Origin of the sequence: Stakelama saccharophila (assembly GCF_032229225.1) — a bacterium.
In the GTDB taxonomy this organism is placed as follows: domain Bacteria; phylum Pseudomonadota; class Alphaproteobacteria; order Sphingomonadales; family Sphingomonadaceae; genus Sphingomonas; species Sphingomonas saccharophila.
Genome location: NZ_CP135076.1, coordinates 1,925,901 through 1,947,123 on the forward strand (window position 1 = coordinate 1,925,901; position 21,223 = coordinate 1,947,123).

21 protein-coding genes and 2 tRNA genes are annotated in these 21,223 nt (G+C 64.6%); 5 read left to right on the forward strand and 18 right to left on the reverse strand.

Annotation, left to right across the window (positions count from 1 at the left end):
- Positions 1-9 precede the first annotated feature (9 nt).
- From RPR59_RS08930 to RPR59_RS08940, 3 genes are read right to left on the reverse strand one after another with little or no spacing between them, the layout of a single operon-like run.
- A complete protein-coding gene (locus tag RPR59_RS08930; RefSeq protein WP_313913207.1) occupies positions 10-1,185 on the reverse strand; it encodes a hypothetical protein in 1,176 nt (391 codons plus the stop codon).
- A 60-nt stretch (positions 1,186-1,245) separates the two neighbouring features.
- The gene (locus tag RPR59_RS08935; protein WP_313913209.1) at positions 1,246-2,442 is read right to left on the reverse strand and encodes an exo-beta-N-acetylmuramidase NamZ family protein; all 1,197 of its coding nucleotides are present in this window, start codon (positions 2,440-2,442) and stop codon (positions 1,246-1,248) included.
- A 3-nt stretch (positions 2,443-2,445) separates the two neighbouring features.
- Positions 2,446-3,000 (reverse strand): DOMON-like domain-containing protein, encoded by a 555-nt coding sequence (locus RPR59_RS08940; RefSeq protein ID WP_313913211.1) that lies wholly within the window; start codon positions 2,998-3,000, stop codon positions 2,446-2,448.
- Positions 3,001-3,076: 76 nt separating this feature from the next.
- Between RPR59_RS08940 and tyrS the strand changes: the two genes are divergently transcribed.
- Both tyrS and RPR59_RS08950 read left to right on the forward strand, forming a co-directional pair.
- On the forward strand, positions 3,077-4,312 hold the full coding sequence (tyrS, locus tag RPR59_RS08945) for a tyrosine--tRNA ligase (RefSeq protein WP_313913213.1): 1,236 nt from the start codon (positions 3,077-3,079) through the stop codon (positions 4,310-4,312).
- Between the two features lie 113 nt (positions 4,313-4,425).
- Complete coding sequence (locus RPR59_RS08950; protein WP_313913215.1) at positions 4,426-4,722, forward strand: PilZ domain-containing protein; 297 nt, start codon at positions 4,426-4,428, stop codon at positions 4,720-4,722.
- Between the two features lie 26 nt (positions 4,723-4,748).
- Here RPR59_RS08950 and RPR59_RS08955 read toward each other — a convergent pair.
- The 4 genes from RPR59_RS08955 to RPR59_RS08970 all read right to left on the reverse strand — a co-directional run bounded on the left by RPR59_RS08955 (position 4,749) and on the right by RPR59_RS08970 (position 7,921).
- Positions 4,749-4,825: transfer RNA gene (locus RPR59_RS08955), tRNA-Met, on the reverse strand.
- A gap of 55 nt (positions 4,826-4,880) precedes the next feature.
- Positions 4,881-5,399, reverse strand: a complete 519-nt coding sequence (locus RPR59_RS08960; RefSeq protein WP_313913218.1) for a 2'-5' RNA ligase family protein — start codon at positions 5,397-5,399, stop codon at positions 4,881-4,883.
- Positions 5,396-7,291: a potassium transporter Kup gene (locus RPR59_RS08965; protein ID WP_313918432.1), complete on the reverse strand. Its 1,896-nt coding sequence runs from the start codon at positions 7,289-7,291 to the stop codon at positions 5,396-5,398. The genes RPR59_RS08960 and RPR59_RS08965 overlap by 4 nt, the downstream gene beginning before the upstream one ends.
- A gap of 156 nt (positions 7,292-7,447) precedes the next feature.
- Positions 7,448-7,921, reverse strand: a complete 474-nt coding sequence (locus tag RPR59_RS08970; RefSeq protein WP_313913219.1) for an Lrp/AsnC family transcriptional regulator — start codon at positions 7,919-7,921, stop codon at positions 7,448-7,450.
- Positions 7,922-8,065: 144 nt separating this feature from the next.
- On the opposite strand from RPR59_RS08970, the gene ald reads away from it, so the two are divergent.
- On the forward strand, positions 8,066-9,178 hold the full coding sequence (gene ald / locus RPR59_RS08975) for an alanine dehydrogenase (protein WP_313913221.1): 1,113 nt from the start codon (positions 8,066-8,068) through the stop codon (positions 9,176-9,178).
- Between the two features lie 43 nt (positions 9,179-9,221).
- On the forward strand, positions 9,222-9,440 hold the full coding sequence (locus tag RPR59_RS08980; RefSeq protein ID WP_313913223.1) for a DUF3072 domain-containing protein: 219 nt from the start codon (positions 9,222-9,224) through the stop codon (positions 9,438-9,440).
- 66 nt (positions 9,441-9,506) lie between these two features.
- On the opposite strand, the gene RPR59_RS08985 is transcribed toward RPR59_RS08980, so the two are convergent.
- From RPR59_RS08985 to RPR59_RS09025, 9 genes are all read right to left on the reverse strand, one after another.
- Positions 9,507-10,148, reverse strand: a complete 642-nt coding sequence (locus RPR59_RS08985) for a tetratricopeptide repeat protein (protein ID WP_313913225.1) — start codon at positions 10,146-10,148, stop codon at positions 9,507-9,509.
- Positions 10,148-10,561, reverse strand: a complete 414-nt coding sequence (locus tag RPR59_RS08990) for a cytochrome c-type biogenesis protein (protein ID WP_313913227.1) — start codon at positions 10,559-10,561, stop codon at positions 10,148-10,150. The genes RPR59_RS08985 and RPR59_RS08990 overlap by 1 nt, the downstream gene beginning before the upstream one ends.
- Positions 10,558-11,085 carry a redoxin family protein gene (locus RPR59_RS08995; RefSeq protein WP_313913229.1) on the reverse strand — a complete coding sequence of 176 codons (528 nt, stop codon included), beginning with the start codon at positions 11,083-11,085 and terminating at the stop codon, positions 10,558-10,560. Before RPR59_RS08995 ends, RPR59_RS08990 begins: the two co-directional genes overlap by 4 nt.
- On the reverse strand, positions 11,082-13,016 hold the full coding sequence (locus RPR59_RS09000) for a heme lyase CcmF/NrfE family subunit (protein WP_313913231.1): 1,935 nt from the start codon (positions 13,014-13,016) through the stop codon (positions 11,082-11,084). The genes RPR59_RS08995 and RPR59_RS09000 overlap by 4 nt, the downstream gene beginning before the upstream one ends.
- Entirely contained in the window at positions 13,013-13,447 is a 435-nt protein-coding gene (gene ccmE, locus RPR59_RS09005; RefSeq protein ID WP_313913234.1) for a cytochrome c maturation protein CcmE, read from the reverse strand. Before ccmE ends, RPR59_RS09000 begins: the two co-directional genes overlap by 4 nt.
- Positions 13,444-13,572, reverse strand: coding sequence for a hypothetical protein (locus RPR59_RS09010; RefSeq protein WP_313913236.1), 129 nt, complete (start codon positions 13,570-13,572; stop codon positions 13,444-13,446). Before RPR59_RS09010 ends, ccmE begins: the two co-directional genes overlap by 4 nt.
- A complete protein-coding gene (gene ccmC, locus RPR59_RS09015) occupies positions 13,569-14,294 on the reverse strand; it encodes a heme ABC transporter permease CcmC (protein ID WP_313913237.1) in 726 nt (241 codons plus the stop codon). Before ccmC ends, RPR59_RS09010 begins: the two co-directional genes overlap by 4 nt.
- Before the next feature lie 84 nt (positions 14,295-14,378).
- Positions 14,379-15,434 carry a Glu/Leu/Phe/Val family dehydrogenase gene (locus RPR59_RS09020; protein WP_313913240.1) on the reverse strand — a complete coding sequence of 352 codons (1,056 nt, stop codon included), beginning with the start codon at positions 15,432-15,434 and terminating at the stop codon, positions 14,379-14,381.
- Between the two features lie 34 nt (positions 15,435-15,468).
- A tRNA-His gene (locus RPR59_RS09025) sits at positions 15,469-15,545 on the reverse strand.
- A gap of 184 nt (positions 15,546-15,729) precedes the next feature.
- Between RPR59_RS09025 and RPR59_RS09030 the strand changes: the two genes are divergently transcribed.
- Positions 15,730-16,404, forward strand: a complete 675-nt coding sequence (locus tag RPR59_RS09030) for a prolyl hydroxylase family protein (RefSeq protein ID WP_432280311.1) — start codon at positions 15,730-15,732, stop codon at positions 16,402-16,404.
- A 90-nt stretch (positions 16,405-16,494) separates the two neighbouring features.
- Here RPR59_RS09030 and RPR59_RS09035 read toward each other — a convergent pair whose 3' ends face one another.
- Positions 16,495-19,197: a TonB-dependent receptor domain-containing protein gene (locus RPR59_RS09035; protein ID WP_313913242.1), complete on the reverse strand. Its 2,703-nt coding sequence runs from the start codon at positions 19,195-19,197 to the stop codon at positions 16,495-16,497.
- 84 nt (positions 19,198-19,281) lie between these two features.
- Positions 19,282-20,877 carry a hypothetical protein gene (locus tag RPR59_RS09040; protein ID WP_313913244.1) on the reverse strand — a complete coding sequence of 532 codons (1,596 nt, stop codon included), beginning with the start codon at positions 20,875-20,877 and terminating at the stop codon, positions 19,282-19,284.
- Between the last annotated feature and the right edge of the window lie 346 nt (positions 20,878-21,223).

The window sequence follows — 21,223 nt, forward strand, 5'->3', positions numbered from 1 at the left end:
AAAAGCTGGCTAAGCTTTTTCGCGAACCGCCTCGATGCTGAACGCCAGGGTAGCGAGCGCATAAAGGCAGAGAACACCCAGCCCGATCGTCGCGACGCCGGCGATGGCAAACGGCGTGACCAGCAACAGATAGGACGGCGCGTTGCCGAACCACGGTCGCCGCCGGACCGGCACCCGGTCGGCAAGGCCCGCCGTCACGATCAGCATCGCGGCAAGGATACCGGGCGACGGCTCTCCGGTGCGCAGCACCTGATCCGCCCCGGTCAATGCAATGGACACGGCCGCCAGTGCCACGATCGCCGCTTCCTGCCAGCGCGCCCACCGGTCTTCGGCTCGCAGCCAGCTCAACAGCGAACCGCTGGACAGGCACGCCACCGCCAGCAGCGCCACCGACAGCGCGATCGGAGGAAGGCGAAAGCCGAACAGGATGATCGCCGCCAGCGACAACAGCGTGCCAGCCGCGATCACCGCCCAGTTCGATACGTTGCGCCGGACCATCAATGGCAGCGCCTGACGGGTGATCGGCGTGAAGACATAGCGGTCCGCCCAGCCGATGCGCTGGTTGGCCATCGCCGCCAGTACAGCATTACTGCGGCTGGCGAGCGCTTCGCGGTTCCGCTCGATCCCGTGCCCGGCCTTTTTGGCCGACGGCGGCAGCTTGACGTGGCGAGCGCCGGCCTGAACGCTCACACGGAGGAGCGTCGACTGGAAATCATATTCGCGCGGCATCGCCGCGATGTCGGCCAGGCGCTGCGCCGCCAGCGTCGCGATGCCCGCCCAGCAATGCTGCGCGTCGACCCGCTCGACCGATGCAGGCACTTCCTCGTCGTCGATCACCATCAGGCTATCGGCCGCCTCGCCCGCCATCTGCTGCACCGCCACGTCGGTGGTGACGAGGCCGTCCGCGACGACGATCACGCTCGCCAGCGGGTGCACGCGTGCGACGCCTTCTTCGGCCGAACGGACGATGTCGACGGTGACGTCACCCTTGCCGATCCGGCTGACCGCGCCCAGCAATGCCGGGGTCACGCGCCCCACCGCCACCAGGATGTGGCCGACACCGGCCGTGATCAGCAGCCGGGCCTGATATTCGAGCAGCGTCATCCCGCCGAACGGCAGGGTCGCCGCCAGCATTTCCGGCCGGTCTTCGGCCTCTTCCATCGCGAAAATAAGCCCTGCGAGCATATCGGCGCTGTTAGGGCCTGTCCGCTTGCTCGGCAATCGCTCGTGCACGAAATACGCCGATCAGTAGCTGAGATGCGGTCGCCGGGCGTCTTCCCATGCCGCTTCATCCGGCTGCGTCAACGCGTCCAGGTCCGGCGGGGCCGCCTCCGGATCGTCCACCCACTCGCGCAGCGATGGGCCGCCGTTGATCACGTCGATCGGCAATTTGCCGAATGCGTATTCATAGGGAAAGTCGCGCCAAAGCGGATAGTCGCCGTACAGTCGCCGGACAGCCTTGAACGCCAGCGCCTGCAGCCGCCACGGCCGAAAGGCATCCTGACGATAGGCCGGCCCTTCGGCATGAATGTGAACACCACTGCACAAGGTGCCGACATGCTTGTGAAAGGTCGGCTCGAACCAGCAGTCGCGGAGAATGCACCCCTGCAACCATTGCGGAGCCAGATCGCGCATTTCGGCGATGATCGCGCGCGCATCCACGTCGGGCGCGCCGAACAGTTCGAGCGGGCGGGTGGTGCCCCTTCCCTCCGACAGGCTGGTGCCCTCCAGCATCACCGTGCCGGCATAAGCGCGCGCCATGGCCAGATTGGGCGCATTGGGACTGGGGTTGATCCACAGCCGGTCGGCCGGCCAGCCATATCCCGGCGCCGCCTCCGGTTCCCAGCCGATCATCTCGATAACCCGGTAGTCCAGGTCGAGATCATATTGCGCGATGAACCACCGCCCCATTTCGCCCAGCGTCAGCCCGTGCCGCATCGGCATCGGTCCCGCCCCGACGAAACTTTCCCAGCCGGGGCGCAGCGTCAGCCCCTCGACCGGCCGACCGACCGGATTCGGACGGTCCAGCACCCAGACCTCTTTGCCGTGCGCAGCCGCCGCCTCCAGCACGTAGAGCAATGTCGTGATGAAGGTATAGATACGGCAGCCGAGATCCTGAAGGTCCACGAGCAGCACGTCGAATGTCTCCATCGACGCGGCGGTGGGACGGCGCACCTCACCGTACAGGCTGAAGACCGGAATACCGTGGACCGAATCGTCGAAGTCCGGCGATTCGACCATATTGTCCTGCTTGTCGCCGCGAAGTCCGTGCTGCGGCCCGAAGGCGGCGGTCACGTTCACCCCGGCTCCGACCAAGGCGTCCAGCGTGTGGGTGAGGTCCGCCGTGACCGAGGCGGGATGGGCGAGCAGGCCGACCCGTCGGCCGTCCAGCGACTTGCGAAGCGCGGCCTCGGCAAGCAGGCGATCGATACCGAATTGCATGGTTCAACCTGCTGCCGGGAGTTCGAGCGCGAAGCAAGCGGGATCGTGAAAATCGGGTCGTTCCCGAGGATGCGCCAGCGCCCAGTAGGATGTGCCGCCGTCCACCCCCTTCATCACCGCCGACAGGCCAAGAGAGAGCGGTTCGCGCCGAAAGCCCGGCGGCAGGCCCAGCAGCACGTGCAGTTCCGCCCGGCCGTCGCGAATGCGCCATTTCCCTCCTAGCATGCGGATGTCGTCCGCCTCGGCCATTCCTTCGCGATACCCTTCGAAAGCATATGCCGCCCAACAACCGGACGTCGCGAGATTGATCTCGCGGTAGCCGGCTCCGCCTGCCCGGCGCAAGAACGCCTCAAAACAGGTGCTCTCCCATAACCGGTCGCCGCGATGCCAGGGTCCGTCACCGCAGTCGCGATCGCCGGGCCAGCGGATCGCATCGACATCGCCGACGGCACGAAAGCTCAGCCCGATGCAATCACCGCGCGGCGGCGCCACTGTCACCTCGATCCTCGTCAGTGTCGATTGCGGCGCAGCGCGGTGGCAGAGCAGTGACGTCTTCAATCCATTCCTCCCGTTCGCGGCGCGCCACGCTTTGGGGGTGCAAAACGGCGGAATCGGCATTATCCGATTGCGCGTCATGACCGAATACAAATCCGATTTGCTCACCCTGCTCGCGTCACGCGGCTATATCCATCAACTGACCGATGCGCAGGGCCTGGACGCACTCGCGGCCGAACGGATCGTTCCCGGCTATATCGGCTTCGATCCGACCGCACCGTCGCTGCACGTCGGCAGCCTGGTGCAGATCATGCTGCTACGCCGTCTGCAACAGGCGGGGCACAAGCCGATCGTGCTGATGGGCGGCGGAACCGGCAAGATCGGCGATCCCAGCTTCAAGGACGAAGCGCGCCAGTTGCTGACCGACGACGTCATCGCGGCCAATGCCGCCTCGATCAAGACCGTGTTCGAACGGTTCCTGACCTTCGGCGACGGCCCCACCGACGCCGTCATGCTCGACAATGCGGAATGGCTCGACCGTTTGGAATATATTCCCTTTCTGCGGGATATCGGCCGCCATTTCTCGGTGAACCGGATGCTGAGCTTCGATTCGGTGAAGCTGCGCCTTGACCGCGAACAGTCGCTCAGTTTCCTCGAATTCAATTACATGATCCTGCAGGCATATGATTTCCTGGAGCTTTCGCGCCGGCACGGTTGCCATCTGCAGATGGGCGGGTCGGACCAGTGGGGTAATATCGTCAACGGCATAGAATTGTCGCGCCGCGTCGACGGCGCCGAAGTTTATGGCGTCACCACCCCGCTCATCACCACGGCCGACGGCGGCAAGATGGGCAAGACCATGGCAGGCGCCGTCTGGCTGAACGAGGACCGGCTGCCGGCTTATGATTACTGGCAGTTCTGGCGCAACACCGACGACCGCGACGTTGGCCGTTTCCTGCGACTCTTCACCGACCTGCCGCTGGACGAAATCGCGCGCCTGGAGCAACTCGAAGGCGCAGAAATCAACGAGGCGAAGAAGGCGCTCGCCGACGCGGCCACGGCAATGTGCCGGGGCGAGGATGCGGCCCGGCTGGCCGGCGAAACCGCCCGCAAGACCTTCGAGGAAGGCGCGTCGGGAGAGGCCCTTCCACGGCTTCAGGTGTCCGGCACCATCGGTATCGTCGACGCGCTGACCGAGCTTGGCCTTTGCGCATCCAGGGGCGAAGCCCGCCGGCTGATCAAGGGCGGCGGCGCACGGGCCGATGGCGAAAAGGTGGCCGACGAAGCCGCGCAAGTGCATGTGGCGAACGGTGAAATCCGCATTTCCGCCGGCAAGAAGAAGCACGGCCTTCTGGTCCCGGCCCAGACCCCGTAACCCGGTATTAAGCCCGTTTGTTGCCGCGGAATTCACCTTCACGGCGGTAGCGTTACCGACGGGCCGCGAACCGGGATTGAGGGTACATGACGAGGACGACGGGAAATCTTGCGATGGTCGACCAGCGCGCGGTCGACCGCGACGAAGTGCATTATCGCGCGCGCGGCTTCGGCCCCGATGCCCGCGAACACCTGTTGCTCGTCGTCAACATCTCGCCGCACGGTCTGATGGCGCGTATCGATGCGGACTATGAACCCGGTCAGCGCATGCGCGTCACCCTGCCCGTGGTCGGGGTAACGACGGCCGAGATCCGGTGGTCGCTCGGCGGTCGCATGGGCTTTCACTTCGACACGGCGATCGACCTCGCCAGCTATTACGAAATGCTCACCCGGATGATCGAAAAGCGCTGACGAAAGCACGGAAAAACCGGCAGGGCTGGTAGCGGAGGAGGGACTCGAACCCCCGACACGCGGATTATGATTCCGCTGCTCTAACCACCTGAGCTACTCCGCCGTAACAGCGCAACCCTGCGCGGGAGCCGGCGACATAGGCCGGGCTTCGCGATCGGTCAAGCAAACTTATACGCTTTGATCGCCTCCCATGGACCGCCGCGATAGGACCAGCTTGCCAGGCCCGCCAGCCGGACGTCGCGCGGCCGGAATCCCCGCTCCAGTTCCGCCTTCAGCGAGCGGGCTTCCCTGGGCGCGACCTTGTTCTGGATCGTGACGTGCGGCCGCCATCCCACGCTGTCCTGCGGCGTCAGCAGAGGAAGGAACGCATCGGCCAGGGCGGCGCGCACATCGTCCAGTCCGGGCGATTCGATCCGGAAAGCCACGCCGCGTCCGAGGTCGATCAGCCCGGCCAGCCTCGCCCCCGGCGCCGGCACACCGCGCGTCACCTGGGCAAGGCGCCGGTCAAGTTCGGGCGACAGCGACGGCGGCAAATGGTGAAACAGCGTCAGATGCGCGGCAAGCTGGTCGCGCTCGGGCGGGAAATGCTTCGCACGCATCTGGTCGAAAAATGCCTGGTCCTCACCGCCGAACAGCGCGGTGACGATGATCGGCGCGGGTGCAGGCGCAACGTTCAAATCTCTACCTGGCTGCCCAGCTCGACGACGCGGTTCGTCGGCAGCTTGAAGAATTCCATCGCGCTTTCCGCGTTGCGCAGCATCCAGGCGAAGATCTTTTCGCGCCAGATCATCATGCCGGGGCGCTCGGCCGGCAACAGCGTCTGCCGGGCGAGGAAGAAACTGGTGTCCATCATCTTGAAATCCTCGCCGCAATTATGAACCTGTTTCAGCGCGGCGGGCACGTCGGCGTCCTGCATGAAGCCGTAGCGGATCACCATGCGGTGAAATCCCTGGCCGAGATCGTCCAGCTCGACGCGATTTTGGTCCAAGACATACGGCTCGTCGAGAATCTTCACGGTCAACAGGACGACACGTTCGTGCAGCACCTTGTTGTGCTTGAGGTTGTGGAGCAGCGCGTGCGGCACCCCGTCCGGGCTGGAGGTCATGAACACCGCGGTGCCGGGCACGCGCGATGCGGAATTCGCCGCCGACTGGATGAATATCTTGATCGGCATCGCCGCCTCGCGCATCCGCTGGATCATCAGCTTGCGCCCCTTGGCCCAGGTCGTCAGCATCGTGAAGACGATGAAGCCGATGAGAAGCGGGAACCAGCCGCCGTCCGGGATCTTCGTGGTGTTCGCCGCGAAATAGGCGCCGTCGACGATGAAGAACAGCGCAAGCAGCGGCAGCGCATAGCGCTTCTTCCAGTCCCACAGACGCAGCAGCACGACGCCCAGCAAACAGGTGTCGATCAGCATCGCGCCCGTGACGGCGATGCCGTAGGCCGAGGTCAGGTTGGACGACGTCTGGAAGAACAGCACGAGCAGGATGACCATGGTCATCAGCAGCCAGTTGACTAGCGGAATGTAGATCTGGCCGGCCGTCGCCGCGCTCGTATGCTCGATACGCAGGCGGGGAATGAAGCCGAGCTGGATCGCCTGCTGCGTCACCGAGAACGCGCCCGAGATCACGGCCTGACTGGCGATGATCGCCGCCATGGTCGCCACGATGACCAGCGGGAACTGAAGGCTGGCGGGCGCAAGCAGATAGAAGGGATTCTGCAGCGCCAGCACGCCGTCGCGAATGAGCAGCGCCCCCTGCCCCATATAATTGCACATCAGCGCGGGCAGCACGAACCAGAGCCACGAGACACGGATCGGCTGGCGTCCGAAATGTCCCATATCCGCGTACAGCGCCTCCGCACCGGTAACGGCAAGAACCACCGAACCGAGGGCGAAAAAGGCCTGGACGGGGCTGAGGAAGAAGAATTCGATCGCGTGCGTGGGCAGCAACGCCCACAGCACCCACGGCGTCTGCACGATGCTGATGATGCCCAGGACCGAGATCACGCCGAAATACAGCATCATGATCGGCCCGAAAAAGGCGCCCACGCGCGAAGTGCCGCTTCGCTGGATCGAAAACAGGAAGATCAGGATAACGACGGCGATCGGCACCACCAGGTCGCCGAAGGGCGGCGCCGCGATCGCCAGGCCTTCCACCGCGCCGAGTACCGACACGGCCGGCGTGATCATCGAGTCGCCATAGAACAGCGCCGTCGCGAAAACGCCCAGCAGGATGATACCGCGCGTCCATCGCTTGGATTTGGTTCGCCCGGACACGAGGGCGAGCAGCGCCAGGCTGCCCCCTTCGCCCTTATTGTCGGCCCGCATGATGATGGTCACGTATTTCAGCGTCACCACGACCATCATCGACCAGAACATCAGGCTGATGACGCCCATGATATGGGCCGTGTCGAGCGTCAGTTCGTGATGGCCGGCGAAGGTTTCCCGGAACGCATAGAGCGGCGACGTGCCGATATCGCCGAAGACGACGCCGATGGCTCCGACTGCGAGCTTCCAAAGCGCTTGCTCATGGCCGTGCTGCCCCGGCGGGCGGGCAGCCGGGTCCAGCGCGGCGCCTCCATCTGGAGAATTGCCGGCAGTCACAGGCGTCTGGTTCGCGCCTGAAGCAATGCGGAACGCCCCGTCTCGACCTTCATATTCGTCCTAACACGTCCGATGGCGCGGCGCGGTAGCACGCCGTTCACCCCCCGGCAATATTCCGACTCAGCGCGGTTCGACCGCGAACAGCGCATCGGCCTCGCTGCGCGTGGCGACCGTTCGCAGGACGAAGCTGCTACTGATCGTAAGCACGCCGGGCAGCCGCCCGAGATGTTCGCGGTGCAGGCGTTCATAATCGTCCAGATCGCGGCACAGAATCTTGAGCCGGTAATCCTGCGCGCCCGACACCAAGGCACATTCCACAACCCCGTCGATCGCGGCGATGGCGCGTTCGAACGCCGCAAGGTCCTCCCCGACTTGCGTGCCAAGGGTGATATCGACCAGCGCCGTCACCGGAAAACCCAGGGCGCGATGATCCAGCCGGGCAGCATAGCCCCGGATTCGGCCCGATGCCTCCAGCGCCTGTATCCGCCGTGTGCAGGCTGACTGCGACAATCCAGCGGCTGTCGCGACCTGGCTGACGCTGGCGCGGGCATCGCGCGCCAGATGCTGCAATATAGTGTGATCGATCCGGTCCATTGCATATTCTTACGATATTCAGGCCATCTCGTCGATATATCATGCAGACAGCAAGGCCATACGCCCTGATTTTGCATGGATGCCCGTCGACTATCGGTGATATGCTGAAAGGCGAGCAGAAGACTGATCGAAGGAACCCCAGCAATGCGTATTGGCGTGCCCAAGGAAATCAAGAATCATGAATACCGTGTCGGTCTGACGCCTCCGTCCGTCGCCGAACTGACGGCCGCGGGCCACGATGTCGTGGTGGAAACCACGGCCGGCGGCGGCATCGATTTCGACGATCAGGATTATGTCGATGCTGGCGCCCGCATCGCCCCCGATGCGACAACCGTCTTTGCCGAGGCCGACCTGATCGTGAAGGTGAAGGAGCCGCAGCCGAGCGAGATCGCCATGCTGGAGCCGCGCCATACGCTGTTCACCTATCTCCACCTCGCCGCCAGCAAGCCGCTGACGGACGGCCTGCTGAAATCCGGCGCCACCTGCATCGCCTATGAGACCGTGACCGCGGATCGCGGCGGTCTGCCGCTGCTCAAGCCGATGTCCGAGGTGGCGGGCCGCATGTCGGTGCAGGTGGGCGCGCACTATCTGGAAAAGGAACAGGGCGGTCGCGGCATTCTGCTCGGCGGCGTGCCGGGCGTGGCCCCTGCCCGCGTCGCCATCCTGGGCGGCGGTATATCCGGCATCAATGCTGCGCAGATGGCGACCGGTCTGCGCGCCGATGTCACGATCTACGACATCAACAATGACCGGCTGGCGGAACTCGACCTTCATTTCGGAAGCCAGATCAAGACTGCTTATGCCTCCAGGCCGGCGATCGAGGCTGCGATTTCGCGGGCGCATCTCGTGATCGGCGCGGTGCTGATCCCCGGCGCGGCGGCGCCCAAGCTCGTCACCCGCGATATGCTGAAGCTGATGAAGCGCGGCAGCGTGCTCGTCGACATCGCCATTGACCAGGGCGGCTGTTTCGAAACGTCCCGCCCCACCACGCATGACGATCCGGTCTACGAAATCGATGGCGTGACGCATTACTGCGTCGCGAATATGCCCGGCGCGGTGGCGCGAACCTCGGCCTTCGCGCTGAACAACGTCACCCTGCCCTTCGTGCTTCGGATCGCCGAAAAGGGTGCGGCACAGGCGATGCGCGAAGACCGCCACTTGCTGAACGGCCTGAACGCCTCCGATGAGAGGGTCCGGCACTCCGCCGTGGCTGACGCCTTCGGCATGGCATATGAGCCCTGGGGCGGAACGGATTGAGAACACAATCATTGGTCACGGGCAAGCATGAAGGAGCGATCCCGTGACCGATGATGTGAAATCCGACGACCAACCGGCATCGAACACTGAAAAGAAGCCCGAAGACTGGACCACCGGCGACGAGCCCATGACGGGTGCGCAAGCGTCTTATCTCAAGACCTTGTGCGAAGAAGCCGGCATTCCGTTCGAAGACGGGCTGAGCAAGGCCGATGCATCGCGCCGGATCGACGAATTGCAGGCGAGAACCGGGCGCGGACGCTGATCCGCCGGAGCGGATCTTCGCGGAACGGGGTCTCACCGCCCGGACGGCAACGGTCGGGAGTAGCGCCTACATCGCCGGCTGCGTCCCGGCCGGTTGCGAAAGGAAACCGTCGAGAAGCTGGAGTCGCAGCCGGACGTCCCGCCGCAGGGGCGAATCCTCCGGCATGCGGGCAAGCGCCCTGCGCCACGTCGCGCGCGCATCCTCCAACCTGCCGGCGCGGGCGAGCGCAAAGCCATAGAAGAATGGCGGCCCCGGATGCTGCGGCGCAATGGCCATTGCGTGATTGAAGGCCATTTCCGCCGCAGGAGAGACGAACCCGCCATCATGTTCGGAATAGGCCATGCCGAGCCATGTCCATAAAGCAGCATCCCGGGGCGAGCGATGGATGCCGGCGAGGACCACCCCCACTGCCGAATCGGTGGCGCCACTGCGTGCGAGCGCATCGGATGCGACCAGATAGCTGTTGGCGAACGTGAAATGCCCGAACATTGTATGGCGAAAGTCGATCAGTCCCTGGTCGATTGGCTGTATTTCCGCTTCCCCCTCGACCGGATGTCCGGGCTCGAACGGATGCCCCTGAAGCGCATACCCCGTCCCGCCCAGCGCAATCGCCGCGCCCAGCAGCGACCACAGCAGCCTGGGCACGCCCAGCACGAACAGCAGGAACACCGACACGGCGCCGACGATCAGGAACATCAGCCAGCCCATCAGTTCGACCGCCGTTTGAAACTTCGCCGGGCGATCCAGGCGCCGGCAATGATCAGAAACGCGGGCGCCAGCCATAGCGGCGCTGTGAACCAGTCCAATGGCGGATCATAGGTGATATAGGCGCCGTACCGGGCGATCAGCCAGTCGCGAATGGCATCCGGGCTTTCGCCGGCCGCAATGCGGCGCCGGACGAGCGCGCGCATGTCGCCAGCCATGTCCGCATCGCTGTCCGCGATCGACTGGCCCTGACACACAACGCAGCGAAGCTCGGCCATCAGCATCTGCGCGCGCGCCTCCGCCTTCGGATCGGGCAGTTCGGTGTTGGCGAGGTCGACAGGCGGGCGCCGCGTTTCCGCGCGCGCCGGTTGAAAGGCGGCGACAAGCACCAGCAGAGCGGCCACCGCCAGCCTCATTGCGCTTTCTCCAACAGGTGCATGATCTCTGGAATGTCTTCGGGTCGGATGGCGCCGATATGCTGGGCCACGATATGGCCGTCCGCGCCGATCACGAAAGTTTCCGGCACCCCGGACGATCCCAGCGCCAGTTGCACGTCGGCCCGGGCATCGTCGCCGATTCGGGCATAGGGGTCGCCGTTGCGGGCGAGGAACTTGCGCACATCGGCCGGATCATCGCGTACCGCGATGGCGTCGATCGGCACGCCGCGCTGTTCGAGCGCTATCAGTTGCGGCGCCTCCGCGATACAGGGCAGGCACCAGCTCGCGAAGACATTGAGCAGACGGGGCCCGCCCTTGCCATAATCCGCGCTCGACAGTCCGGGCTTGCCGTTCACCATCGGGTCCAGGGCGAATTGCGGCAGTGTTTTGTCGACCATCTGCGAATGGATCGCCGTGTCCTTTGGCTGCACCACCCCGCTCGCCACGACGGCGACGAGCAGCGCGAACAAGGCGAGTGGCAGCCACAGAATGAATTTGGTCATGCCCAGCCCATCTCCTCTTCGCGCCGGGCGGCCTTGCGTTCGCGCCGGACGCGCCCGATCAGCGACAGTGCGCCGCCCGCAGCGATCATGCCCCCGCCCAGCCAGATCAGCGTGACGAACGGCTTCCACCACAGCCGCAATTGCCGGCGACCCGTCCCGTCGGCTTCGCCCAGAACGGTATAAAGCTGCCCGCCGAGCGTCGTCTTGATCGCCGCCTCGCTGGTCACCGTGGGCGGTGCGGAAAAGAAGCGCTGCTGTGGCCGCAGGGTGAAGTCCGGGCCGCCGTCCTGCGGCGAAACGCGAAGCACGCCTTCGATCGCCGACCAGTTGTCGCCCACGGTCGGCCGAACGCCGGACAGCCGCACCACGAACGGCCCGACATCGACCGGCTGACCGACGTGCACCGCAACGAGTTGTTCCTGCGTGAACGCGCTTTCGGCGGCCATGCCAGCGACGCTCACGGCTACCCCCAGATGCGCGAGCACCATGCCATAGGTGAACAGCGGCGTCCGGCGCAGCGCCCGCCGCCACAGCGGCGCCACGCTCGCCACCGCGAGACCGGCGGCCAGACCCAGACCCAACGTCGGCAGCACTCCGGCGCCGCGCGCGAACACGGCGATTCCCGCCACGGACAGGAGAGCGACCGCGATCGGCACCGTCATCCGGTCACGAAGGGCGGAAAGCCGATCCCGCCGCCAGCGCAGCAGCGGCCCGGCCGCCAGCGCCGCCATCAGCACCAGCGCGATCGGCCCCACCGTCTCGTCGAAAAACGGCTTTCCGACCGAGAGCTTGACCCCGAAAGCCTGCGCGACCAGCGGGTACAGCGTACCGATCAGCACGATGCCCAGGATCACGGACAGGAGCAGGTTGTTGACGACCAGCCCCGCCTCCCGACTTACCGGGTCGAATGTGTTTCCCGCCCGCACCGTGCCGATCCGGGCACCGAACAACGCCAGCGCGCCGCCGATGTAGAGCGCCAGCAGAACGAGGATGAAGGTGCCGCGCGCCGGGTCGACCGCAAAGCTGTGGACGCTCGTCAACACGCCGGATCGAACCAGGAAGGTGCCGATCATCGACATCGAAAACGCAACCACCGCAAGCATCACCGTCCACGCGCGCAGGCCGTCACGCGTGGCCAGCACGCTGACCGAATGCAGCAGCGCCGTCGCCGCCAGCCAGGGCATCAGCGACGCGTTTTCGACCGGATCCCAGAACCACCAGCCGCCCCAGCCCAACTCGTAATAGGCCCAATAGCTGCCCGCCGTGATCCCGAGCGTCAGAAAGATCCATGCGCCGAGTATCCACGGTCGCACCGCGCGAGCAAAGGCCGGGCCGACATTGCGCGTTATCAGCGCTCCCACCGCGAAGGAGAAAGCCACCGACAAGCCGACATAGCCGACGTAGAGCGTAGGCGGATGAAAGGCGAGGCCGGGATCCTGCAACAGCGGGTTGAGTCCCCTGCCCTCCGCCGCCGGCGGATCGAGCCTGGCGAACGGGTTCGAGGCGATCAGCAGAAAGGCAAAAAAGCCGAGCGCGATCGCCGCCTGCGCGCCCAGCGTCGCGATCAGGGTACGTTCGTCGAGGCGCCGTTCGAACCACGCGACGGCGGCACCGGCGATGCCGAGGATCGTCACCCATAAGAGCATCGACCCTTCGTGATTTCCCCAGGCGCCGGCGACCTTGTAGAGGAAGGGCTTCATCGAATGACTGTTCTCGGCGACCAGCAGGACCGACATGTCGGACCGGGCGAACACCAGGATCAGCGCAAGCATCGCCAGCGCGGTCAGCAGCCCCTGAACCACCGCCACCGGCCGGATAGCCGCGCGCAATTCGGGCCGATCCTGGGCCAGCGCAAGAATGGTCAGGACGAGCTGTAGCAGGGCGAGCGCCCCTGCGAGCCACAAGGCGGCAAGGCCCGCTTCCGCGATCATTGCTTCAGCGTTCCCGTCTTGTGCATCGTACCCGCCATCTGCGGCGGCATGTAGCGCTCATCATGTTTCGCGAGCAGATTGTCGGCGACGAAACCGCCGTCGGGTTCAAACCTTCCCTCCGCCACCACGCCCGATCCTTCGCGGAACAGGTCCGGCGTGACACCGGTGAAACGCACCGGAACCTCCGCCTTGCCGTCGGTCACGACGAAATGCACGGTGACACCGTCCTTCTGGCGCACGACCGACCCCTTCTCGACCATACCGCCGAGCCGTACCGCGCGGCCGACAGGTATCTCGTCCCGCTTGACGTCCGACGGCGCATAGAAGAACGCTGCCTGATCCTGAAGGGCCGACAATGCCAGCACCGCCGCGCCGATTACCGCGGCGACGGCGAGCATGGCAAGCGCGAGACGCTGATGCTTTGCCTTCATTGCCGTCGCAGCGCTTCGACGGCGCGCTCCGCGCGGTGCATCGACAACCAGCTTGCAAGCGCGATCGAGACGGTCCCGATCAGGGTCAGTCCATAAGCGGACAGGACGAACGGCCAGGGATTCATGCCAGCGCCATCCGCTTCATGCGGGCTTCCACCTTCGCGCGGGCCAGCATGGCGCGCATCCGCATCAAAACGATCCCGGCGAACAACAGGGTAAATCCGGAAAGCGTGAACCACAAAGGCCACAATATCGAAGCGTCGATGCTGGAGCCGGTCAGGCCGATGCTCTCGCCCTGGTGCAGCGTGTTCCACCACACGACCGAATAGCGGATGATCGGCAGCAGGACGGTGCCGGCGATGCCGAAAAGTGCCGGAATACGCCCATCGCCACCGCGCTCCGCATCGGCGCGCGCGAGCGCCATATAGGCCAGATAGACGAAGAAGAGCAGCAGCATGGAGGTCAGCCGCCCGTCCCACTGCCACCAGGTGCCCCAGGTCGGCCGACCCCAGATCGAACCGGTGGCGAGGCACAGGGCCGCGAACGTCGCACCAGGCAGGGCGATGGCGCGGGCCGCGACCGCCGCCAGCGGATGCCGCCAGACGAGATAGACGAAACTCGCAACGGCGAGCGCGGACCAGCCGCCCATGCCCAGCCAGGCGGTGGGAACATGGATATAGAGGATACGCACCGTTTCGCCCTGGAGATAGTCGGGCGGAGTCTGCGTCAGGCCCGCCCAGCCGCCGAACGCGATCAGCGCGACGCCGGTCCAGAACAGCGCCGGCGTCAGCGGCCGGGCCAGCTTCAGGAAGCGCGCTGGATTGGCGAGGGCATGAAGTGCAGGCACGATCAGCGAGGGACTAGGCTATCTCGCCGGCCATTTCCATAACTTGCTATGCCTGTGCCGCATTTCGGTGACGACAGCGGCCGGTCAGCCGCCCCGCCCGATCAGACGCTGCGCAATTGCGTCGGCAACCTCCGATTCCGGGGCGCCGGAGCGCTCGCTCTCGTCCCACACCTCGACCAGCCGCTCGGGAATCTTCGTGATGCGCGCCTCGACTTCGGACCGGTCGCCCCTGCCGAGATATTCGAGACCGACATTGATGATGCCGCCGGCGTTGATGACATAATCGGGGGCATAGAGAATGCCGCGATCGTGCAGCATCTTGCCGTGCTCGTGCCGTGCAAGCTGATTGTTGGCGCCGCCGGCGACCGCCTTGCACTTCAGCGCGGCGATCGATTCTTCCGTCAGCACCGCGCCAAGCGCGTTGGGGCTAATGATATCGGCCTCGACACCGAGGATCGCGTCGGGCGCGACAACGTCGCCACCCACTTTCTCGCCCAGCGCGGCGGCACGGTCGGCGTTCACGTCGGCAAGCGTCAGCTTCGCCCCGTCCTTCGCCAGCAGGCGGGCCAAGCCGCCGCCGACGCTGCCCAACCCCTGGATGGCGACATGGACACCCTTCATGTCGTCGGCGCCCAATGCGCGCTTCGCCGCCGCCTTGACGCCCAGATAGATGCCCTTGGCTGTGAAAGGACCCGGATCGCCGCCGGCGGCGCCCTCGCCCACCGGCAGGCCGGAAACATGGCTGGTCTGCGTGGCGATGACCTTCATCCGCGCTTCGGACATGCCCACATCCTCGGCCGTGACATAGCGTCCGCCCAGCGATTCGACCGCACGGCCGAACGCCTCGAGCTGCGCGGTCGTGATGGTATCGCCGGGCTTTTCGGCGATGACGACGCCCTTGCCCCCGCCCATCGGCAGGTTGGCCATGGCGTTCTTGTAGCTCATGCCGCGCGACAGGCGCAGCGCATCCGTGATCGCGGCGCGCGGATCGGCATAGTGCCAGAAGCGCACCCCGCCCGCGGCCGGGCCGAGATGGGTGGAATGCACCGCGATAATCGCCTGGAGCCCGGACTCGCTGTCGGTGAACAGATGGACGCCTTCATGGTCGTCGAAGTCAGGGAAACCCCAGTCGATAGACACGTGTCGATGATCCGGATTTATTGCGCGAAAAAGGTGGGGCGACCGATGGGACTTGAACCCACGACCCCTGGTACCACAAACCAGTGCTCTAACCAGCTGAGCTACGATCGCCGTGAAGTCGCGCGCTTAGCGGGCGGAACTCCATCCCGTCAAGCATCTCGAACGCCCTTTCAATCGCAGAACAATGATCGTGCGGCAAGGGACTTTTCCACGGTTGGAAACGTCATTGTCCTGTCATCAGGCAGCGCTGGAATTACGCATATGGTTTGGGCACAATGCGATCATGGAACAGACTATGCCGTCCCCCGATACGCTATCCGATCAGGTCAACCTGGGCTCGGGCTACCCGGCCGAGCCGGTCATCGACCACATCATGACCCGCGACGGCGTGCAGAAGGTGCCAAGTCCGAAACTGACGCTGTTCATCCGGAAACAGTTTCTGGAGCCGGAGCTTTGCGAACGAATCATCGACTTGATCGACGCCAGTCGTCGGCCCTCGACCGTCGGCGACTCCAACGGCGATCCGCTATTCCGCACAAGCGAGACCTGCGACCTCGATTCCAGCGACGCCGCCGTTGCCGAAGTCGAGCGGCGGATCACCGCCTTTACCGGAATCGACCCCACGCACGGCGAACCCGTCCAGGGCCAACGGTACGAAGTGGGCCAGGAATTCAAAGCGCATACGGACTATTTCGAGCCCAACGGGCTGGACTACGACAAATATTGCAGCGTCGCCGGCCAGCGGACATGGACGGTGATGCTGTATCTGAACGAACCGGAAGCCGGCGGCGCAACCCGGTTCAGGGCGGTCGACAAGATGGTCAAACCGGAAACCGGAAAGCTGCTTGCGTGGAACAATTTGCGGCTCGACGGCACACCCAACCCGTCCACACTCCATCACGCCATGAAAGTACGCGGTGGCCTGAAATATGTCATTACCAAGTGGTTTCGCGAGCGGCCCTGGGGATGAACACCGCCCGCGAGCGGATGGAAGGTCCTTTGCGCGCACGAAAACGGGCGCCGGTGACCTGCACCGGCGCCCCGCCTCGTGTCGTTCGGATCAGATCTTCATGCTGAGGCCGATCTCGAAGATGCGTCCGAGATCGTAACGGTTGAGATAGACCCGCCCGCCTGCGTCGACATTCTGATATTCCTCATAGTCCTCGTGCAGCAGGTTGCGAGCCTCGAACTTCAGTTCGAATTCGGCACCGCCGAAATTGACCCCCTGCCGCGCGACCACATCGAGCTGGAAACCAGGTTCCTCGTAGATGTCGTTCAGGCGCACGCCCGAAACGACCGGACCGCGATTGGTGACGCGCTTGCTGGCATAGCGGCCCATGACCGTGAGCTGCGACAGGCGCTCCGTATCCTCGATGCCGAACTGCACATTGGCGAGATGATCGGATTGTCCGGTGAGCGGCGCGCCGTCCTGGAGCAGATCCGCCGCCCGGCTGAGCCGCACCTCGCCGCCGCCCTGGATGATGTCGGGGATCATCTCGTCGCCGGCTTCGATCGACGATTGCGTATAGGTATAGTTCGCGATGAACAGCAGCCGCCGCGTGCTGAAAAAGTCGCCGCCCAATGAATCCAGCGGGAAATATTTCTGCAGCTCGACTTCGGCGCCGTACAGCTCCGCGCTCGGTGCATTGGTGAAGCCGGTCTGGATCGTCGGGCTGCCCGCATAGAAGGCAGCGGCTTCGATCGGATTGTCGATCTTCTTGTAGAAGCCGGCAAGGCTGAGCCGCTGATCCTCGCCGAAATACCATTCGTACCGCGCTTCCGCGTTCCAGAGTTCCGAATCCCGAAGATACGGATTCCCATAGAAGATGCGATTGCTCTCGTAATCCTGGAAGGTCTGCGGCGCCAGCTCGCGAAACTGCGGGCGTGCGATCGTTTTCGATCCGGCAAGCCGGATCTGCATGTCCGGCGCGAAATTCCAGGTGATGGTCGCCGCGGGAAGCCAGTAATCGTTCTTGATCGGCGCATAAGGCTGGCTGGTGACGATCTGTTCACGCCCCGTTTCGTACCGGACGCCGATCGTGCCGCGCAGGCCGTCCGCCACTTCGGCTTCGACCTGGCCATAGGCCCCGTGGACGGTCAGTTCGCCGGAATAGATCGGCGACGCGCCGACGCCGGCTTCGTTCGGTTCGAACAATAGGCCGATCTCGTTTGCCGACAGCGAGAGATCGGACAGGAGATAGTCCGGTCGTCCCTGCGCCGGCAAATTGCCGAGCGCGTTGCACGACGGCAGGTTCGCGCAATACAGAAACGAGAAGCGCGACGACGTGCGATCCGTGTCGGCGTAACTATAACCGGCGGACAACGTGATCGGCCGCGCAGTCGGCAGGGCGTAACTGAGATCGACTGCGCCCGACCACAGATCCTCATTGAGGTCGCTGAACTTGACGCGGGCATAGGAATTTCCGCCCAACCGGTTCACGTAATCGCCGACCGCGCTCGAATATTCGTACTGGAACTCGCGTTCATAAGGCGACTTGCGCTTGGTATTGGCATAGCTGCCGCGCAGATCGAGGCCGAAGTCGCCGAACTTGAATTCCCCCACCAATTGCGAATCGAACAATTGGCGTTCGAACCAGGACGTCGTTTGCTGGATATAGGGATCGACCCCGTCCGGCGTTTGCAGGTTGTTCTGCAGGGTGCCGGATGCCAGCGACGCCTGTTTCACGGTGTCGTGGATATACAGGTTCGTGAAGCGGATCTTCTGGTCGCCGAATTCCGCACCGAGGCCGAGCAGACCGTTCGCGATCGCGCGGTCATCGGTCAGAACCTTGTCGAAACTGCTGGCAAGCGTGCCGCTTTCATCGAGAGCGGATTGCTGCAGCGTGGCGCGCGTCTGCCATGTATTCTTGAAACCGCCGCCGGCGATCACGCCCACCCGTCCACCGCCCATGTCGATGGATGTCCCCGTGCTGAACTGCGTCGCCCAGTTGGCGGGGATGTGATAATTGGTTTGCAGCAGCGTGGTTTCGGCGTTGGTTAGCTGTGCCGTCTGTTCCGGGCTGAGATTCTGCTGATTGGCGCCGGCTTGCTTGATGGCGCGCGGCACTTCGCGCTCGTCGGAATCATATCCGGTCCAGTCGGCCGATCCGCCGTCATAGACATAGCCGAGTTCACTCGTCGTCTCGGTATCGACGCCGAACGTCCCGCCGAGCTGGAAAAAGGGTTCTTCGGGAACCGCGCGGGTGGTCAGGTTGATCACGCCGCCGCCGAATTCACCGGGGTAATTGACCGAATAGGTCTTCTGGACGAGCGCGCTGGCGATCACGTTGGTCGGGAAGATGTCGAGCGGCACGACACGCTTCAGCGGCTCCGGTGAGGGCAGCGGCGATCCGTTGAGAAGCGAAGAGGAATAGCGATCGCCCAGACCGCGGACATAGACATAACCGTTTCCGACGACGTCGAGGCCCGCCGCACGCTGCAGCGCACCCGCGATGTCGCCTTCGCCGGTGCGGGCGATATCCTCGCTCGAGACCACCGAAACCACCTGCGATGTGGCCCGGATCGCATTCGGGATGAACCGGCCCGTGACGACGATCTCCGATGCGCCTTCGGCGCCCGGCGTCGATATTTCGACCTGGTCCTCGGTCGGTTGATCTTGTTCGGTCTGCTGCGTCGCGGAAGCGTCTTGCTGCCCCCCCGTCGCGGCATCGCCGGTCGCTCCCGCCGTCTGCGCCAGCGCCGCCGGGGCGACCAGCAGCGAGGTGGAGAGGAGGAGACTGCCAAAGGCTAGCTTCGTTTTCATGGTCTCGGTTCCGGATCTGGAATTCATTGGATGCGCAAAGGGGCGGCGGACTGGATCCACCGCCCCGACTTCGTCATTTGCGCCTTAGTTCGGCAGGCCGGTGCATGCGCTGCTCGCCGAACCGAAGTTCGCGCGGTTCGAATTGCAGGTCCAACCCTGGAACCAGGAGTCGCCCGGACCGGCGACCGCGCCGATATAGCTCGTCGGCACAAAGAAATCCGAGACCTGGCTCGCATCATATGCGGTGACGCCCAGCGTCGTGCTGGTCGGATAGAAGCCGTTTTCGACCGCGCTGCCGCGCTCTCCCTCGACCGTCGAATTGGTCGAGTTGGCGTCGAACACCTGCTCCTGCGTTGCCGCAGGGATCGTGTTGTTCGAAGTCTCCGATTCCGCGAACTTGGCAGCGGCGGCGCAACCAAAATATACCGAGTCCCAGGTCGGCGGACCGTCGTCGTTCAGGCCGGCATCGGCATCGCGGATCGTGGCGTTGCCCGGACCGGCGACCATCGTCATGCAGGAAACCGGCGTGGATACGATACCGTTATAGAAGTGCGCATCGGCGCCGCCGCGGATGCGCATCGCCGCCGGCGTGTTCTCCGCATTGTGGACGAAGGTGAAGTTCGCGAGGTGATATTTCTGGCGCGGCAGCGCGTCCTCCGAGCCGTTCGAATCGATCTCGGTGGAGAAGCTGTCGCTCTCCTGCGTGGCCGCCTGGATGTTCAGGACGAACTGCGCGAAACCCTGCCAGCCCTGATCGGTATCGAAGCCGTCATCGTCGGCGCCGGTGAAGACCAGGTTCTTCAGATTGGCGGTGCCGCCGAAGATCTCGATGCCATCGTCCGAACTGTTGTGGATCTGGACATGGTCAATGGTGGTGCCGCTGCCCACGCCGGCCAGCGTCAGCCCCTGAAGCTCGACATCGGTCGTGAGACGACGACCCGAATAGCGGATCTGGACGTACTGGACCACGCCGCTGCTGTCGTCCGCGACGTTGCCGCCGTAAAGTGCGTCGCCGGTGCCCTCGATGATGTTCTCGCAGTCGGCGGCACCGCCCGCGACGCCCTGGGTATCGCAAGCGGATATCGGCGCCCGGCCGCCGAGGATCAGGCCACCCCACAGACCCTGACTCGAATCCGTGACCTGACCGGTCAGGTTCTGCTGCGCGGTCATCACGATCGGCGCATCGGCGGTGCCCTGCGCCATGATCTTCGACCCGCGGTTGACCAGGATGTAGTCGTCGGCGGAATCGTTGGCATTGGCGTAGAACAACGTGCCGGGCTCAATGGTGAGCGTTGCGGCGGAACCATCGTTTCCGGTGCTGCCGACATCTTCGCCGACGCTGACGCGACCGCTGATTTCATATGCGACACCCGCGACCTGCGGCAGCGTGACCGAGCCGGAAACCTGCGACGGCAGGCGGCAGGAGCGGTAAGCGCCGGCGATGACGCCGACGTCGGTCGTGCCCGTGGGGCAGCTTGCGGCGGGGCCGGACGTCGGGGTCGGCGTCGGGCTGGGGGACGGCGACGGAGACGGAGACGGAGACGGAGCCGGCGACGGTGTGGGCGTGACGATCACGCCGTCGCCCGGCGAAGCGACGCTGCTCGCGCCATCGCAAGCGGACAGCGCGGCACCGGCGCAGCCGGTCATCAGGATAAGGCTCATGCGTTTGAAGCTGGACATCAAATTCTCCGTTACCGGTTCGCTGGATGGGCCAAGGGCCCCCGTCGACTCGGAACTCCCCCTGTCGACGCCGTCACCCGGCTAACGGCGGCGGATGACTCGAAGATGCCAGTTCAGAGAAGGTTTGATGACGCACCGGTTTCGGTTTTATGACATTCGCGTCGGCCGGCAGCGAGGCCGCACGGAGCATCATTGGGAACCGCGGATTCCTTTTCGCGGGACCGCAGTTCGGATCGAGTGCGCCGGCGGCGACCTGCGGCGCAAACGGCCGCGGAATTCGCGATCCGGCCATTTCGTTTCCGGATGAACCGTATCGAAAGGATCGGACCAGAAGGACGGTCCCGCC